Annotated in this window: 20 protein-coding genes and 1 riboswitch; of the genes, 6 read left to right on the top strand and 14 right to left on the bottom strand. The window is 45.8% G+C overall.

Annotation, left to right across the window (positions count from 1 at the left end):
• The first annotated feature begins 130 nt into the window (after window positions 1-130).
• The 5 genes from JQX68_RS06440 (at window position 131) to cotZ (ending at window position 2704) form a co-directional block, all read left to right on the top strand.
• Window positions 131-517 carry a spore coat protein gene (locus JQX68_RS06440; protein WP_014663556.1) on the top strand — a complete coding sequence of 129 codons (387 nt, stop codon included), beginning with the start codon at window positions 131-133 and terminating at the stop codon, window positions 515-517.
• 39 nt (window positions 518-556) lie between these two features.
• On the top strand, window positions 557-880 hold the full coding sequence (locus JQX68_RS06435; protein WP_014663555.1) for a hypothetical protein: 324 nt from the start codon (window positions 557-559) through the stop codon (window positions 878-880).
• A 94-nt stretch (window positions 881-974) separates the two neighbouring features.
• Window positions 975-1484, top strand: coding sequence for a spore coat protein CotX (gene cotX, locus JQX68_RS06430; RefSeq protein WP_014663554.1), 510 nt, complete (start codon window positions 975-977; stop codon window positions 1482-1484).
• 151 nt (window positions 1485-1635) lie between these two features.
• Complete coding sequence (gene cotY / locus JQX68_RS06425; RefSeq protein WP_014479465.1) at window positions 1636-2124, top strand: spore coat protein CotY; 489 nt, start codon at window positions 1636-1638, stop codon at window positions 2122-2124.
• Window positions 2125-2251: 127 nt separating this feature from the next.
• Window positions 2252-2704 (top strand): spore coat protein CotZ, encoded by a 453-nt coding sequence (gene cotZ, locus JQX68_RS06420; RefSeq protein ID WP_040083433.1) that lies wholly within the window; start codon window positions 2252-2254, stop codon window positions 2702-2704.
• A gap of 96 nt (window positions 2705-2800) precedes the next feature.
• On the opposite strand, the gene cotO is transcribed toward cotZ, so the two are convergent.
• From cotO to JQX68_RS06370, 10 genes are all read right to left on the bottom strand, one after another.
• Window positions 2801-3484: a spore coat protein CotO gene (gene cotO / locus JQX68_RS06415; protein ID WP_080478203.1), complete on the bottom strand. Its 684-nt coding sequence runs from the start codon at window positions 3482-3484 to the stop codon at window positions 2801-2803.
• Window positions 3485-3584: 100 nt separating this feature from the next.
• Entirely contained in the window at window positions 3585-4361 is a 777-nt protein-coding gene (fabI, locus tag JQX68_RS06410; protein WP_003232896.1) for an enoyl-ACP reductase FabI, read from the bottom strand.
• 134 nt (window positions 4362-4495) lie between these two features.
• Complete coding sequence (gene thiD, locus JQX68_RS06405) at window positions 4496-5311, bottom strand: bifunctional hydroxymethylpyrimidine kinase/phosphomethylpyrimidine kinase (protein ID WP_147771762.1); 816 nt, start codon at window positions 5309-5311, stop codon at window positions 4496-4498.
• Window positions 5312-5328: 17 nt separating this feature from the next.
• Window positions 5329-6339 carry a thiazole biosynthesis adenylyltransferase ThiF gene (gene thiF / locus JQX68_RS06400; protein WP_134975732.1) on the bottom strand — a complete coding sequence of 337 codons (1011 nt, stop codon included), beginning with the start codon at window positions 6337-6339 and terminating at the stop codon, window positions 5329-5331.
• Complete coding sequence (gene thiG / locus JQX68_RS06395) at window positions 6336-7106, bottom strand: thiazole synthase (protein WP_082033023.1); 771 nt, start codon at window positions 7104-7106, stop codon at window positions 6336-6338. Before thiG ends, thiF begins: the two co-directional genes overlap by 4 nt.
• The gene (gene thiS / locus JQX68_RS06390; protein WP_015252345.1) at window positions 7103-7303 is read right to left on the bottom strand and encodes a sulfur carrier protein ThiS; all 201 of its coding nucleotides are present in this window, start codon (window positions 7301-7303) and stop codon (window positions 7103-7105) included. The genes thiG and thiS overlap by 4 nt, the downstream gene beginning before the upstream one ends.
• The gene (gene thiO / locus JQX68_RS06385) at window positions 7303-8412 is read right to left on the bottom strand and encodes a glycine oxidase ThiO (protein WP_040083437.1); all 1110 of its coding nucleotides are present in this window, start codon (window positions 8410-8412) and stop codon (window positions 7303-7305) included. The genes thiS and thiO overlap by 1 nt, the downstream gene beginning before the upstream one ends.
• Window positions 8396-9013, bottom strand: coding sequence for a thiazole tautomerase TenI (gene tenI, locus JQX68_RS06380; protein WP_040083438.1), 618 nt, complete (start codon window positions 9011-9013; stop codon window positions 8396-8398). The genes thiO and tenI overlap by 17 nt, the downstream gene beginning before the upstream one ends.
• Window positions 8988-9698 (bottom strand): thiaminase II, encoded by a 711-nt coding sequence (gene tenA, locus JQX68_RS06375; RefSeq protein WP_040083439.1) that lies wholly within the window; start codon window positions 9696-9698, stop codon window positions 8988-8990. The genes tenI and tenA overlap by 26 nt, the downstream gene beginning before the upstream one ends.
• Window positions 9699-9777: 79 nt before the next feature.
• Window positions 9778-9886, bottom strand: a riboswitch (TPP riboswitch).
• Between the two features lie 61 nt (window positions 9887-9947).
• Window positions 9948-11792, bottom strand: a complete 1845-nt coding sequence (locus JQX68_RS06370; RefSeq protein WP_014663543.1) for a monovalent cation:proton antiporter family protein — start codon at window positions 11790-11792, stop codon at window positions 9948-9950.
• A 234-nt stretch (window positions 11793-12026) separates the two neighbouring features.
• On the opposite strand from JQX68_RS06370, the gene prpE reads away from it, so the two are divergent.
• On the top strand, window positions 12027-12761 hold the full coding sequence (gene prpE / locus JQX68_RS06365; protein ID WP_147771761.1) for a bis(5'-nucleosyl)-tetraphosphatase PrpE: 735 nt from the start codon (window positions 12027-12029) through the stop codon (window positions 12759-12761).
• A gap of 11 nt (window positions 12762-12772) precedes the next feature.
• Here prpE and JQX68_RS06360 read toward each other — a convergent pair whose 3' ends face one another.
• From JQX68_RS06360 to JQX68_RS06345, 4 genes are read right to left on the bottom strand one after another with little or no spacing between them, the layout of a single operon-like run.
• Complete coding sequence (locus JQX68_RS06360) at window positions 12773-13672, bottom strand: RluA family pseudouridine synthase (protein WP_187248787.1); 900 nt, start codon at window positions 13670-13672, stop codon at window positions 12773-12775.
• 14 nt (window positions 13673-13686) lie between these two features.
• Entirely contained in the window at window positions 13687-14487 is an 801-nt protein-coding gene (locus JQX68_RS06355; protein ID WP_003232918.1) for an NAD kinase, read from the bottom strand.
• An 18-nt stretch (window positions 14488-14505) separates the two neighbouring features.
• On the bottom strand, window positions 14506-15141 hold the full coding sequence (yjbM, locus tag JQX68_RS06350) for a GTP diphosphokinase (RefSeq protein WP_003245294.1): 636 nt from the start codon (window positions 15139-15141) through the stop codon (window positions 14506-14508).
• A 28-nt stretch (window positions 15142-15169) separates the two neighbouring features.
• The gene (locus JQX68_RS06345) at window positions 15170-15538 is read right to left on the bottom strand and encodes a UPF0738 family protein (protein ID WP_014663540.1); all 369 of its coding nucleotides are present in this window, start codon (window positions 15536-15538) and stop codon (window positions 15170-15172) included.
• Window positions 15539-15595 lie beyond the last annotated feature (57 nt).

The raw sequence follows: 15595 nt of genomic DNA, 5'->3' as shown, positions 1-15595 counted from the left end.
TTCACATATATGCCAAAACCCTATTCTTCATGAATTGTATCTTGTCCGGCGGAAAATTGGTTATTTTTATTATTCCGCTCTGCACCCCATTTGCATTATATAGAGTATGGATAAGAAAGGAGTGAAGGTTATGTCATTTGAAACAAAAATTGAATCCCTGCATCCTGACATATTGGAGCAATTATCAAGCGAATTCGAGCAGCAGATCGAAGTGATTGATTGCGAAAATATCACAATAGATACATCACATATAACATCTGCCCTTTCTATACAAGCCTTGGTTACAACATTGATTATCCTGCTGACACAGCTCGTTATTGCCGACGAGGACTTGGCCGACACAGTAGCAAGCGAAATACTCATTCTTGATAACTCTCAAATCAAAAAAAGAACCATCATTAAAATTATCAACAGCCGAAACATCAAGATTACTTTGTCTGCAGACGAAATAATAACCTTTGTACAAATCTTGCTTCAGGTGTTAAACAGTATGCTACTTGAATTCGACATCCTTTAATCCTTTCTTTTCACAAACTAAAAGTTGAGGTGAGAACAAATGTCAGATAACGATAAAATCAAAGAAGAGCTTGAAAAGCTCCCAGAAGTTGATCCAATGATGAAAATGCTGGTCCAAAACATATTTCTAAAACACGGCATCACAAAAGACAAAATGAAAAAAGTATCAGATGATGAAAAAGAAATGCTTTTGAATATGGTAAAAGACCTGCAAGCGAAATCAGCGGAGCTAGCTGAAAAACACAAGAAGAAAAAAGAAGAAGAAGCCGCACAAGAGCAAAAGAGCGATAAACCGCTTAGCCGCAGAGAACAGCTCATTGAACAGCTCAGACAAAGACGACAAAACAATAACAATTCAAATTAATCATAAAAAATAGGGCACATCATCAAGATAAATGCCTCAGTCAAAGTAAGAGGCTCGCTCATTTAATAAAAGTAAAAGTAAAGGAGGAATAGAAATGGAAAGCAGACCATATTCTTGGGTTGCACTTGATCCTGACTGTGACCATCCATTAGAGCACAAAGAGAAAGAAAAAGAAGAAAGAAAATGCAATTGCGATATTTGCTGCAATAACAATGGGTTTGGCAATGACAACGCCTTTATCGACCAAGATCTAGCTCAGGCAAACCTCAACAAACAAGTCTCAGATGAGACGATTATTATTAGAGACTCTTGTGACATCAACGTTTCATCTACAGACGTTCAAGCCGTAACATCTATTGTAACAGCACTTAATGCAGCTGTCCTGACAGTAGCCCTCACCTCCATTGCAGACGGCGTTATTGCTGAATTAGTCGCACAAGATTTATTACAGCTTACAGCCAACAAGCAAGTAAACCGCCAGAAACTTCTTATCGAATGCTCCCGCGGCGTAAACGTCACAACAGTAGATGCCGATATCGCAACGCTTGTCTCTACAGCTACAAACGTTCTGATCGCCGTCCTAGTCATCACTCTTGTCCTCTAGGACCTAAAAGCAGAGCCAAAAACGCTCTGCTTTTTCTTATTTTCCAAGCATATGATGAATTTATAGACGTTCACCCACACCAAGTGGGGCACGGGTACATATGTTGTTAAGGACTAAAGTCAAATACCCTATAAAGAAGGAGCTGAAATCAATGAGCTGCGGAAAAACCCATGGCCGGCATGAGAACTGTGTATGCGATGCAGTGGAAAAGATTTTAGCAGAGCAGGAGGCAGTTGAGGAACAGTGTCCGACTGGCTGCTATACAAACCTTTTGAATCCGACAATTGCAGGTAAAGACACAATTCCGTTTCTCTTGTTTGATAAAAAAGGCGGATTGTTCTCCACATTCGGAAACGTGGGGGGATTTGTGGATGATATGCAATGCTTTGAGTCCATTTTCTTCCGCGTTGAAAAATTATGTGATTGCTGTGCAACCCTGTCGATTCTACGCCCGGTCGATGTTAAAGGCGATACCTTAAGTGTTTGCCACCCTTGTGACCCGGATTTCTTCGGGCTAGAAAAAACGGATTTCTGCATAGAAGTGGATCTTGGATGCTTCTGTGCCATTCAGTGCCTGTCGCCAGAGCTAGTTGACAGAACTTCGCCTCATAAGGATAAAAAGCATCATCACAATGGATAAACACTTGTAAAGAGGAATCCCCTTCCAAACTCTATTACGGGTGTAAATCATTCAGCTGCTTCCAGCGTGAGGCAGCTGACTCTCCATCATTTCGCCAGTCTCAAATTTATAAGGCAGGAGGGATAATATGAGCCAGAAAACATCATGCTGCGTGCGTGAAGCAATAGAAAATATTGAAGAACTGCAAAACGCTGTTGAAGAGGATTGCCCGACAAGCTGCCATTCAAAGCTTTTGTCACCAACCCATTCGCTAGGCGATACAGTGCCTTTCGTGCTATTTACATCAAAATCAAATCCTTTGGTCGCTTTCGGAAATGTCGGCGAACTCGATAACGGCCCTTGCTTTAATACAGTATTTTTCAGAGTAGAAAAAGTTCATGACAGCTGCGCAACTCTGTCATTATTAATCGCATTTGACGAACACAAACACATTTTGGACTTCACCGATAAAGATACGGTTTGTGAAGTGTTCAGACTTGAAAAAACGAACTACTGTATTGAAGTAGACTTAGACTGCTTCTGCGCAGTCAACTGCTTAAATCCTCGATTAATCAATCGTACACATCATCATCATCATTAATCATAAGCTGGAAAAGCTTGCAGGCCTGCAGGCTTTTCTCTATGTAAAAAAGCTGCCCGGAACATCAGCCGGGCAGCTTTTTTCTGTTCATTTCCATTAAAAACCGAGTGGGTGCAAAGAGGTGATTTCATCGATTGCCAGCTCGGTCGGGGCTCCGTTTCCGGTTGTTCGAAGCAGGACGGAATCATTTCTTCTTCCGACAATCACGCCTCTATACGTTCTTCCATTGGCTTCAATCAAACAAAGCGCTCTCGGCATGTTATGAGGCAGCTTTGTTAAAAAGTCAATTTTTTCGTGAATCGTCATCTTGCTCATTGGTTTTTTCACTTTTCGTGCCGGCGGTGCTTTTTCCTCCGCTTTATCAGCACTATGGACAGCTTCCGGTTCTTTCTCAGGCTTCCTGGCCTCAAGTGCAGGCTCTTCCTTTTTTTCTGCTTTCGGGGGCTCGTGTTCGACGGGATCTTCTACGGCCTGCGGCTCTGCTTTCTCCTCCGGCTGGTTCTTTATGTTCTCTGGCTCCCTCACCTCTTGTGTATACTGACTCACTGGTTCGGCTGCAGGCTTTTGGTCTGCTTGCAGGACATCCTGTGCCACGGCTTCCTCCTGCTGCTTCTCATGGTAAGCCGGCTTTTCCTCAGCTTTTGGCGGAGCGGGTTTGTCGGCCTTTCTTTTGATGACAATCTCCTGCATGGATGACCTTGTGGTTTCTGCATAATCCGGCTGAACAATATACATGAGCGGTTTTTTATCCGCGTTTCTTTTCTTATTAGACATCTTCATCCCTCCGATTGTGTCATATTCTATCTATATGACAGAAAGCTGAAAATCAGAAGAAATAAAAAAGCAATCCCTATTCGGGATTGCTTGATATAGATCCTGCTTAGCGGGCAGTGATATGGAAACCTGAATCAACGTGAAGATTTTCACCTGTAATCCCGCGGGACATATCGCTGAATAAGAACGCAGCTGTATCGCCCACTTCTTCAGGTGTTGTCGTGCGGCGAAGCGGCGCACGCTCTTCGATATCTTTTAAAATGGAGTTGAAATCGCTGATGCCTTTAGCAGATAATGTTCTGATCGGACCGGCAGAAATGCTGTTAACCCGGATATTTTCTTTTCCTAAGTCAGCAGCTAAGTATTTCACACTTGCATCAAGAGAAGCTTTCGCTACACCCATGACGTTGTAGTTTGGCATTACAAGCTCTCCGCCCAGGTACGTCAAAGTGACAATGCTTCCGCCTTCAGTCATCATCGGACGTGCCGCTTTAACAACAGCAGTCAGAGAATATGAGCTGATGTTATGAGCCAAAAGGAAGCCATCACGATTTGTGTTTAAGTATTCGCCGACAAGCTCTTCTTTGTTGGCAAACGCGATACAATGCGCGATACCGTGGATTACACCGACCTGCTCCTTAATGCTTGCGAAGCAAGTTTCGATTTCTGCGTCGTTTGTTACATCGCAAGGAAGGATGATGGAATCGTTGCGGTCTAACGTTCCGGCAAGCTCATGAACAGATTTCTCCAAGCGTTCGCCTGCATATGTGAAAATCAAACGTGCACCCGCTTCATGCAAGGAGCGCGCAATGCCCCACGCGATACTGCGTTTGTTGGCTACCCCCATTACAACAATGTTGCGGCCTTCAAGTGAAAAATTCATATGTATAAAGCCTCCTATATTTAATAAAGACATAGTATTAGTACCTGATCTTAATTCCTATCATATCATAACCTTGTCCAGATGAAAAGCGCATACCGTAGCAAAGCGAAAGAGATCACCATCAGCTGGTGATCTCAACGGCTTGTTTTTAAGCTGTTTCGTTTAAAAGCGAAATGGTTTGTCGGCCCGTGTCCCGATCCGATGCCGAGCGTATTTTCCACCGCTTCGCGGACAAAGTTGGCCGCAACCTCAAATGCCTGATGGATGCTGTCTCCTTTAGCCGTTTGGGCCGATAGAGCCGCAGCAAAGGTACAGCCCGTGCCATGCGTATGCTTCGTATCAATATAAGGATGGGTGATTTGCATAAACATGCTGCCATCAAAAAGAAGGTCAGTAATGTGATGATCCTCAGGCTGATGCCCGCCTTTGATAATGACATGCTCCGCACCCATCTTGACGAGCTGCTCCGCTGCTTTTTTCCGGTCATCCAGCGAGCTGATTGTCATTCCTGTCAGCGTTTCTGCTTCCGGGACATTCGGTGTAATCGCGTAGCTTCTTGGAATGAGCAATTCCTTTAAGGTGGCAACTGATTCATCATGCAGCAAGGATGCACCACCCTTTGCGATCATAACCGGATCAACAATTACACGATTGAAACCGTACTCGTCAATTTTTCTCGCCACTTCTTCAATCATGTCGGCATTCCAGAGCATTCCCGTTTTTACTGCGTCCGGTCTTAAATCCTCAGCAACAGCATCAATTTGCTGTCTCAGCGCCTCTACAGTCAGCGGATGCACCCCATGGACCCCAAGCGTATTTTGAGCGGTTACCGCCGTAATCGCAGACATTCCGAATACATCAAGCTCTTGAAAGGTTTTAATATCTGCCTGTATCCCTGCGCCGCCGCCTGAATCGGATCCGGCGATTGTCAATGCTTTATATATACTCATTACCTACACTCCTTTTATTACCCGATCCATTTATGATAAATGGATTTTGCCCGGGCAATATCATTCGTTCCATGGATCAAAGCTCTGCCGTCCCGGAACAGCACCATTTTCATATCATCCGATCGGCAGGAAATCAAATACGGGTTCGCGGCTACTTCAAGCCCGGCCTGTCTCAGCTGATCGGCAAGCACTTCAAGATCCGCTTCTTTTGTAATGGATGATCTGATCTGCACCGTGTTCCTGCCGCACAATACAGCCGCTTTTGTTTGATTTTCATATGACAAAAACGGAAAATCCCTTGTTCCGCAGCTTGGGCATGCGTCATGTTTGAGACTCGCCGCTCTCACTTCTGACCGCTCGTTTTTCCACAAGTCAAAGGAGCGCAGCACCGGCTCGCACTCTTCTCCCGTCAGCAGCTTCAGCGCATCTGTTACCTGAAAGACTGCTACCTGCAAAACTGCCGGACTGATGATGCCGGCTGTGTCACACGTTGCTCCGCCAATCGGAAGTGTATCGAGCAAGCAATGCAGGCAAGGGGTAGATCCCGGCACCACGGTAAAGGTGAGGCCGTAGCTCCCTACACAGGCACCGTACAGAAAAGGAATCCCTTCTTTGACCGCAGCATCATTTACGATCAGGCGGGTTTCAAAATTATCAGCCGCATCCACAATAATCGAAGCACCCTTAATCAGCTCGAAGACATTTTCCGCTGTCACATCCATGACAAGGCCAGTCACATCGACATCGCTGTTAATCGAACGGAGACGATGCTCCGCAGCGGCTGCTTTCGGCATTTCTTTTTTGACGTCATCTTCTGTATAAAGTTGCTGGCGCTGGAGGTTGCTCCATTCCACATAATCTCTGTCGGCAATTTTCACAGAGCCGACTCCCGCCCTCACCAGCATTTCTGCACTTGCTGTTCCGAGTGCGCCGGCGCCGATAATCACGGCGCGCGCTTCCTTCAATTTTTTCTGGCCGGATGGGCCGATCGGAGCAAATAGCTCCTGCCTGGAATACCTGTCCGTCATACAGGAAGACCTTCTCCCGGACTGCTTGCCGTTCCGTATTGCTTAAGCGGGATTCGGCCCGCCTCATAAGAAAGGCGTCCTGCTTCCACCGCGAGCTTCATGGCGCGAGCCATTTTCACAGGATCGTTTGCGCCTGATACAGCCGTATTGAGAAGCACGCCATCCGCTCCAAGCTCCATTGCATATGCCGCATCTTTAGGCGATCCGATCCCCGCATCCACGATGACAGGCACTTTCGCCTGTTCAATAATAAATGACAGATTCAAAGGATTTAAGATTCCTTGTCCCGATCCAATCGGAGATGCACCCGGCATGATGGCATGAACGCCAAGCTCTTCCAGCTTTCTCGCCAGCACAACGTCATCCGACGTGTACGGGAGCACAATAAAGCCTTCTTCAAGAAGCTGTTCAGACGCTTTTAATGTCTCAACAGGGTCAGGCAGCAAGGAACGGCTGCATCCGATGACTTCAACTTTAATCATGTCACAAAGGCCTGACGCTTTCGCCAGCCTTGCAATCCGAACCGCTTCTTCAGCAGTGCTGGCGCCCGCTGTATTCGGCAGAAGCGTATATTGGGATAAATCAAGCTGTTCCAAAAAATTCGGCTGAGATGCTTCAAAGATGTTCATTCTCCGCACAGCAAATGTTAAAATATCAGACTCGGAAACAGCTACTGCTTCCTTTTGAGTTTCAAACGATGGGTATTTCCCCGTGCCCAGCAGCAATCTTGATTGAAATGATTTTCCGCCAATTGTTAACATGCTCATCCGCCTCCTACAAAATGGACAATTTCAATGACATCGCGATCACAAAGCTCAACCTCGTGATAACGTTCTTTCCCGATTATTTCTTTATTTCTTTCCACGATAACGATTTTATTTTCGAGCTGATAAGACGCCAGTAGGTCTTGAATTGTACCTGCGTCTTTTTCCCACTTCACGTCTTTACCGTTCAGCTGTAGCATCATATCTGAACCGCCTCCTTGCGATCAATTCGGAATGCGTGCAGCCAGTCTTGGTTGGCCTCTTTATTCATGATGAGATCACTGATCAAAGCGCCCGTTGCGGGAGCAAGCAGAATCCCATTTCTGAAATGGCCCGCCGCAAATAAAATACGGCTGTCCTCAGGATGTCTGCCGATGTACGGTTTTCCATCCTTTGTTCCCGGCCGGAGTCCCGCCCAAAAACGATCCACCTTCATATTTTGTATAGCCGGCAGCATGGTTTTCGCTTTTTTCATAACCGACTCCAATCCGCCAAGATCAGGTGTTTCACTCCAGTCCCCAGGCTTCATTGTCGCGCCGACAACCAGTCTGCCGCTTTTTCTCGGTACGATATAGCAATGGTCATGATAAAGCGTTTTTGTCAGCGGGATATCATCATTCCAAACGGACAGGCACTCCCCTTTTACAGGAAAAAATGTGTTGTTCAGCCCGAGCTGTTTAAAAAACACCCCGCTCCACACCCCGCTGGCAACGACAACATGGTTAGCCCATACATCTCCGCTCGGGGTCTTGATGGACAGAGCTTCACCGTCACGTTCGACATGCAGGACGGGCGTATGCTCAAAAATCTCCGCCCCAAGCGCTTTCGCTGCTTTCGCATATGCCCTGCAAACGTAATAAGGCTCAACATGCACATCATTCTGAATAAAAGATGCACCCAAGATGTCACCAGACGCATACGGCTCTTTTTCTAAAACCTCTTCTTTTGTATACCAGCTGACAGAGTCCAAATCGTCCATCTGTCTCAGCCGCAGCACATCTTCTTCAGAAAATGCAAGCTTAAACATACCGCCGTTATGCTGCCTGATGTCCACACCGGATAATGCATAAAGCTCTTCTTCCAGGCCTTTGTACAGACGCTGGCTGTGCATAGCGAAATCAAAAAATGCGTCACGTTCCTCGCATTCGGCATGGGCGCCCAGCATTCCGGCAGCGGCACTTGTCGTTCTGCCGCCCACTGTTCCGCTTTCAAATAATGCGGTGCTTTTGTTTTCCTTTGCCAAATGATAAGCAATCGCGGAACCGATAATTCCGCCTCCAATCACCACTGCATCATAATGCCTTTTCATAGCGCATCTCCTTTAGCTTGCGGGAATATCGTCTGGCTGCTTCCAAGGGCTCAGCGGAAGAAAAAATTCCTGACATGACAGCGATGCCGTCCGCCCCTGTTTGTTTTACGTCTCTTAACCTTTCCGGTGTCATCCCCCCGATGGCTATAACCGGAATGGAAATCCGCTGTTTGATATCTGACAGCAAAGACACTCCTCTGCCTTCAAGACCCTTTTTGCAGTCCGTTTCAAACACATGGCCGAACAGCACGTAGTCTGCATCTTCCTTTTCTGCTTGAACCGCTTCCTCCAGTGAATGCACAGACCTCCCGATATGAAGGTGTGGAAACCTGGCTCTGACCTGCTTCGGTGAAAAGCTGGTGCTTGGCAGCTGTACGCGATGAATGGTAGAAAAAAGTGCAATATCCACGCGCCCGTTCATCACCAGTTTTCGTTTATCTATACCGCCTTCAAAAATAAGCTCGAGCAGTTTCAAAATATCCGCCGCCGATTTTGAGCGTTCCCGAATGTGAATAAAATCAACTTCATTCTGAATCGTAATGATGATTCTCGCTAGCTTTTCTACCGGCTTGCTGTCATCCGTTATGGCGTGAAGCTCCACATTCCTCCACCTCTTTTATGGCGCTGTCAGACCAGCCTTCTTTTCGATAGGCCATTCCCCAAAATTGATATTCATAGAAGCTGGAGATGACAAAATTCTCTTTCATCTTGGCACGCACTTCCTCCGTGCTGTTTTCCGCCAGCTCATCAAAGCGGTTGATTTGCTCCTCAACCTGTTGTCTAAACCAGTCACCGCCGTACGTCCCAATCCACTTTTGATAAATCGGATGCCCTGGATCGCAATGCAGCAATTTCTCACCAACCTCGTAATAAAGCCAGTAGCATGGCAGCAGGGCCGCTAAGATTTCTGCGAAATTCCCGTTCAAAACCGAACGATACATATGGGATGTATAAGAGTACGCCGTAGGAGACGGCTTAAACGCCTTACGCTCTTCCTCGCTGATTTCCAACAGCTCGGCAAACTCGCGATGAAGAGCCATTTCCGCCTCATATGTACCTTGGGCATGGCTTGCCATCCGCCCCGTTGTATAAAGGTCCTTCGCATAAGCAGCGCCAAATGACTGCACCTTTGCAAAATGCGTTAAGTAATAGGAATCCTGAAGCACATAGTATTTAAAACGGTCAATCGGAAGCGTTCCGTCACCGATTCCTTGAACGAACGGATGTACAAAGCTCCCTTCCCACCATTCTGCGGCTGCGCTGCGGCATTCTTCTGAAAACTTCACAAATCATTCCCCCTCTGATAAATAAAAAAACCACTTTCCCGCAAGGAAAAGTGGTTTGGAATTGGCATAGTAAAATAACACAAATACCGCTCCACTTCCCTACGCAGGTCTGAACCTGTTCAAGTTATGAGGGTCTAAAAGTCACACTTTTATCTCAGCCCTTATGAAGGACACCCCTAGTGGTTAAACGAATACATATTGAATTGTTCTGCACCTCTATATTAACACGAATCCTTATTTGGTCAAGATTTATCCTTCCAATGTTTTCTTAAGATCCGTTACGTATCCCCGAGATCCGGTGACAATTAAGCGGTCTCCAAGTTTCAGCCTTGTATCCCCATGAGGAACGATGCTGTCCACACCTCTGAAAATCCTGACAAAGATGACGTCGCCGGTTAAAGGGAATTCCCGTAAAATCACACCGTCGTATTTACTGTTCTCCATATTAATTTGATACAGGGAAGACTCCTGGTTCGTGAGCAGCTTCATGACGCCAGGCGCTTCAATCAGAGCGCGAAGCAGCGTTTTTGTCGACAGCAGAATAGAAAAGATGCTGATTCCCTGCTCCTTCAGAACTGCTTCATGCTCCGGTGATCCTACGCTTGCAATGACTCTTTCTGTGCCTTTTTCTTTTGCAAGTAATGCAATGTCTGCATTCATATCTTCATTCCCGGTCGCCACAACGAGGATATCCGTTTCAAAAATGCCGAGTGATTCAAGCGTCTCGTGTTCATAGTCAGAAATTGTTTCAACAGCAAACACTGATTCCGACAGCTTTTCCTCTGCATTCTCTTGATAAACGTGCACAACACGCACGTCATACTCTTCCTCTGGCAATTCAAGTGTGACAGGCAAAGTCATTTGGTTGGCGCCGATGAACGTAATCGTCTTTTTCTCCTCCGGCTGCTCTTCCCGTTTGTATAACTTTTTAAAACAGATTGGCGTAAAAATACTTGCGATGACGGCTACTAAAATGAGCGCTCCCGACATATTTGCGCTGATCACGTGAAGCTGCTGGCCGATTGTTGCAGCGGCAATCACGAGCGAAAGCGTTGATGTCAGCAGGAAACCGGACGCGAAAATGGTTCGGTTATCATACCACTTCTTTAGGTACATGACAGGAATGATTTTGCTCACTAACAGCGCCAGAAGCAGAAGCGGGATCATGATTAAAATTGTTTTATCCTGGAAAAGAGTCCAAATATCAAGCTTCACACCGACCATCACGAAGAAAATCGGTATTAAGAACCCATAACCGAATGAGTCCAGCTGCTGAACAAGTTCTTTGTTTGGCGAAAGCAGGGAAACAAGAACCCCCGCTAAGAAAGCGCCGAGAATATTTTCCGCCCCAAGTGATTCAGACAGGGCAACGAGTACAATAATTAACGTAAAAATGGCACGCGTCCCGATCTGGATCGTCCCTTTTGACATGGATTGAACAAAAGAGCGATGTTTGAAGACCCTGCCGAAAAAGTAAAGCACCACTCCGGCCGCAAACAGGATCATCAGGAGCCACATGTTTCCGCTGTCCTCTCCGTATAAAGAAGAAAAAACAGCAAGAAGAATCATCGTAGCCAAATCAGCAATAACAGCAACGAGCAAAATAATCTGCCCGATATTCGAATTCATGATCCGTTCTTCTTTTAATGTTGGAACGACAACGCCTAACGAAATCGTTGAAATAATAAGGGTCATCAAAAATGCATTTTGAATAAAACCCGCCAAGACGAAGCCATAGGACAGCAGCAATGATAAAATAAAAATACCGACGAAAATAATAGATGCCGCAGCAAACGTATTAGGCGCTTCCTTGCCGTTCGGCAGGAGCTGCTTTTTCTTCCCTTTCTCAAAAGATGAAAAATCAATTTCAAGCCCGCTTAAAAACATTAAAAAGATAAATCCGAGCATAGAGAGTGTTTGGAGCCAGGTGTCACCCTCCACAACTAAATTAAGGCCGCTTTTCCCAATAATCAGCCCCATAATGATTTCAGCAACAACAACCGGGATGCTGAGTTTAAACCGATGCAAAAGGATGGGTGTCAAAAATGCAACGATAAGTACAACAACTAAAGATGCGACAGATGTATGCGCCATAATCAGAACCTCCTTTTTTAGTCAGGGTTATGCTAGTTCTCAATCAAAGAACAAAACCTCATTTTTAAAAAACATAACGCGATTTTAACAAGGGTCATGATGAAAAATAAAGTGATAAGGTCTTAATCCTGTTTAGAAAATGATTCTTCTTCTATAATTTGCACATAAAAGCTTGTGATGACTCACAACACTTTGCTTCATAATAAATAAAACAATCGGTAAGGAGGATACCGCATGGCTTACGATATCATCAGCGATATTCATGGCTGCTATGACGAAATGACTGTATTAATCCAAAAGCTTGGTTATACAATCAAAAATGGAGTGCCTGTCCACGAAGAAGGCAGGGTGCTTGTTTTTGCCGGAGATTTAACTGACAGAGGGCCCAAATCGATAGAGGTCATCCGATTTGTAGCCAGCGCTTACGAAAAAGGCGCTGTACGTTATGTCCCGGGAAACCATTGCAATAAGCTGTACCGCTACTTAAAAGGCAATCCGGTAAAAGTGATGCATGGTCTCGAAACAACAGCGGCAGAGCTTGAGGAACTTTCCAAGGATGAGAGAAAATCAGTCAGCGAACAGTTTATGAAGCTGTACGAAGCAGCGCCGCTTTACGACATCTTACATAATGGAGAATTGGTTGTCGCCCATGCTGGCATAAGAGCTGACGATATTGGCAAATATACCCGCAGAGTGAAGGACTTTGTGCTTTACGGTGATGTGACAGGTGAAACATATCCGGACGGCAGACCCGTCAGGCGTGATTGGGCGGCAGCCTATAACGGAAAGACATGGGTGGTATACGGCCATACACCAGTGAAAGAGCCTCGGAAGGTTAATCGCACCATCAACATTGATACAGGCTGCGTGTTCGGAAATAAACTGACAGGCTTTCGCTTTCCAGAAATAGAAACCGTCTCTGTTCCAAGCTCCCTTCCTTACGACGAATCAAGGTTTCGCCCCATATAAAAAGGAGAGAATCAATGATTCTCTCCTTTTATCAGTTCTCTCATATCCTGAGGCAATGAAGCATGAAACGTCATGTTCTCCTGTGTCAGCGGATGGATAAACGAAAGATGCTCGCTGTGCAGAGCCTGCCGGCCAATGTCCCGTCTCGTTCCGCCGTACAGTGTGTCGCCGCACAACGGGTGCCCGAGATAGCTCATATGAACACGAATTTGATGGGTTCGTCCAGTCTCAAGCTGCAACGTCACCGAGCTCATATCGTCATGTGCACATGTGACATAAAAATGCGTAACAGCCTTCTGGCCGTCTGGCGTTACCGTCCGTTCAATTATACTGTCAGGATGTCTGCCGATCGGGGCATCGACTGTTCCCTCCATCTGCGCCATCCGCCCATGAACCACTGCCGCATACCGGCGTTTCACGAGTCCGTTTTTTTGCGCTGACGATAAAATGGAGTGGGCAAATCGATGCTTGGCAACAAGCATGACTCCCGATGTATCCCGGTCTAGCCGGGTGACAAGATGAACTGTCGCCCTCACTCCGTTTTTTTGATAATGATCAATAATTCCATTGGCAATGCTGCCAGAGGGGTGCTCTCTCGAAGGGATTGATGACACATACGGCTGCTTGTTTATCACAAGCACATGTTCATCCTCATAAAGAATATCGAGCGGAACAGGCTCTGCCAGCAGCGTCTCGCTCACCTGTTCCTCAGGAAACTTCACGATAAGAAGATCTCCCTCTTTCAAAATGGCTTTAACCGTCACATGCTCGCCGTTGATCAGCAGGTCTCCCCCGCCAAACTTAATATCGGTCAGCAGACGTTTTGAAATTCCGAGTTCACCGGCATATTCTTTTACAGTCATCCCGTCCTCGGCGGAAGTAATGTTCTTTCTGATATAAAAATGCTCCACGATACGTCCTCTTTCTATTCACCTTTTCCAATAAACGAATCCTGGACTCTTTTCCAAAATGGAAACGGGCGGAATCTCGCAAACCGCACTTTTTCGGATGCAACCTGGCAGCGGATCGACTTCACATCCTTATGAAGAAGGGTTAAATGGTCAATCGTCACTTGAAAGTCAACTTCGTTTCTCGGCTTAATCATGCAATCATGATGGGATGGGAGAAGCAGAGGTGATCCGACCGTACGGAACACGCGGTTATTAATAGATGCCATTTCCGCAAGCTGGATCGCCCTGATAGACGGATGGATTATCGCTCCGCCCAGCGCCTTATTGTAGGCTGTGCTGCCTGATGGCGTTGACAGGCAGAGGCCGTCGCCCCGGAAGGTTTCAAAGAGCTGCCCCTTAATTTCCACATCAGCAACAAGGCTTCCTTCTATGCTTTTAATCGTACATTCATTCAAGGCTAAGTATCTTTCTTCCCGCTCGTTTTCGTGATAGGTCACAATGACTTCGAGAAGCGGATATTCGACAGTATGATACGGCGTTTTCGCAATGGCGAGAACAAGTTTTTCAATTTCATGAGGAACCCAGTCGGCATAAAACCCCAGATGACCTGTGTGAACACCGACAAATGCTGTTTTGTCCAAGCGGTCGCTGTATCTGTGAAAAGCATACAAAAGCGTTCCGTCGCCTCCGACTGAAATAACGATTTCCGGTTCATTTTCATCCAGTTCCATATCAAAATCCAATAAATACGCCTGTATTTTGCTTTTCAGCGTATCAGAAACTTGATCTCCTTTTGATGATACGGCAAATTTCATGCTCTTCTTCCCCTTTACCTATTGTTGCTCGCTTCCTTTTTTCTTTCTTGAAAAGGCAGCTTGAGCTTCCTGTACTTCACCCCTGATCTCCGACATCTCTTCATCAAGTCGGGAAGCCGCTTCAGAAGCGCGCTGAAGCCTTAGTTTCACTTTTTCAGGAATGTTTCCGCTGTATTTATAATTCAATGAATGCTCAATGGTCGCCCAAAAATTCATCGCCAGTGTACGGATCTGTATTTCCACGAGAACATGCTTTTCACCGGACACCGTCTGCAAAGGATATAGTACAACAAGATGATAAGACCGGTATCCGCTCTCTTTATGTTCCGCAATATAATCCCTCTGATCCACAACGGTGAAATCTTTTCTGGCAAAAAGCATCTCTTTTACGATTTGGATGTCATCGACAAATTGGCACATGATTCTAAGGCCAGCGATATCCTGCATGGTTTCAATTTCATGCAGCGGTATGCTTTTCCGTCTCGCTTTTTCAAGTATGCTTGCCACAGGCTTGACGCGTCCGGTCACAAATTCGATCGGTGAATGGTCGTCCTCGTATTCATATAGTGTGCGGATCCCCTTGAGCTTCACTTTCAACTCTTCGACAGCCTGGCGGTACGGCACTAAAAAACGCTCCCATTGTTTGTCATCCATCATACATCCCCCAATTCCGAACCAGTTTCTATAAAAACACGCGTTTCACTTTTTCTTCCATCTCTTCTCCATAGTTTGCGTTATCTTTTATATTTTCTAAAAGATATTCCAGCTCCTCATGCAGGCCTGCCAGTTCAATCGTTTGGTCTCCTGCCTCTAATAAGACCGGTATTTTTTGTGCATGGGCCTGCTTCAATTCCGGCCATATATGTTCCTTTATAATGACATATTCAAAAGAATCAGCTAATTCAATTATGTATACAAAAGCAAAGTGGTCAGAATCAACAAGCATTTGACCTGACGGCTTGCGTTCCGCTTCGTTTCCTTCTGTCTGACAGGCAAGGCGAAGCTGATCATCCGATAATGTTGCGTTCAAAATTTCGATTCTGTTTTGCATAATGCTCTCCTTTTTAAACAAAGTTCAGATTCATTTTATCATATCAAGCTCGATATT

The organism is Bacillus sp. LJBS06 (genome assembly GCF_016924995.1).
GTDB classification, from domain to species: domain Bacteria; phylum Bacillota; class Bacilli; order Bacillales; family Bacillaceae; genus Bacillus; species Bacillus stercoris.
The sequence above is the reverse complement of the archived record's forward strand: the minus strand, read 5'-3'. Positions and strand labels throughout refer to the sequence as shown.

Bases quoted from the DNA above. Each gene is read 5' to 3' on its own strand.
- thiG (WP_082033023.1), bottom strand. From the start codon at position 7,106: ATGAGCATGTTAACAATTGGCGGAAAATCATTTCAATCAAGATTGCTG.
- JQX68_RS06440 (WP_014663556.1), top strand. From the start codon at position 131: ATGTCATTTGAAACAAAAATTGAATCCCTGCATCCTGACATATTGGAG.
- JQX68_RS06345 (WP_014663540.1), bottom strand. From the start codon at position 15,538: ATGCAAAACAGAATCGAAATTTTGAACGCAACATTATCGGATGATCAG.
- cotY (WP_014479465.1), top strand. From the start codon at position 1,636: ATGAGCTGCGGAAAAACCCATGGCCGGCATGAGAACTGTGTATGCGAT.
- fabI (WP_003232896.1), bottom strand. From the start codon at position 4,361: ATGAATTTTTCACTTGAAGGCCGCAACATTGTTGTAATGGGGGTAGCC.
- thiO (WP_040083437.1), bottom strand. From the start codon at position 8,412: ATGAAAAGGCATTATGATGCAGTGGTGATTGGAGGCGGAATTATCGGT.
- thiD (WP_147771762.1), bottom strand. From the start codon at position 5,311: ATGAGTATATATAAAGCATTGACAATCGCCGGATCCGATTCAGGCGGC.
- JQX68_RS06370 (WP_014663543.1), bottom strand. From the start codon at position 11,792: ATGGCGCATACATCTGTCGCATCTTTAGTTGTTGTACTTATCGTTGCA.
- prpE (WP_147771761.1), top strand. From the start codon at position 12,027: ATGGCTTACGATATCATCAGCGATATTCATGGCTGCTATGACGAAATG.
- JQX68_RS06435 (WP_014663555.1), top strand. From the start codon at position 557: ATGTCAGATAACGATAAAATCAAAGAAGAGCTTGAAAAGCTCCCAGAA.
- cotO (WP_080478203.1), bottom strand. From the start codon at position 3,484: ATGAAGATGTCTAATAAGAAAAGAAACGCGGATAAAAAACCGCTCATG.
- cotZ (WP_040083433.1), top strand. From the start codon at position 2,252: ATGAGCCAGAAAACATCATGCTGCGTGCGTGAAGCAATAGAAAATATT.
- JQX68_RS06355 (WP_003232918.1), bottom strand. From the start codon at position 14,487: ATGAAATTTGCCGTATCATCAAAAGGAGATCAAGTTTCTGATACGCTG.
- thiF (WP_134975732.1), bottom strand. From the start codon at position 6,339: ATGACGGACAGGTATTCCAGGCAGGAGCTATTTGCTCCGATCGGCCCA.
- cotX (WP_014663554.1), top strand. From the start codon at position 975: ATGGAAAGCAGACCATATTCTTGGGTTGCACTTGATCCTGACTGTGAC.
- thiS (WP_015252345.1), bottom strand. From the start codon at position 7,303: ATGCTACAGCTGAACGGTAAAGACGTGAAGTGGGAAAAAGACGCAGGT.
- yjbM (WP_003245294.1), bottom strand. From the start codon at position 15,141: ATGGATGACAAACAATGGGAGCGTTTTTTAGTGCCGTACCGCCAGGCT.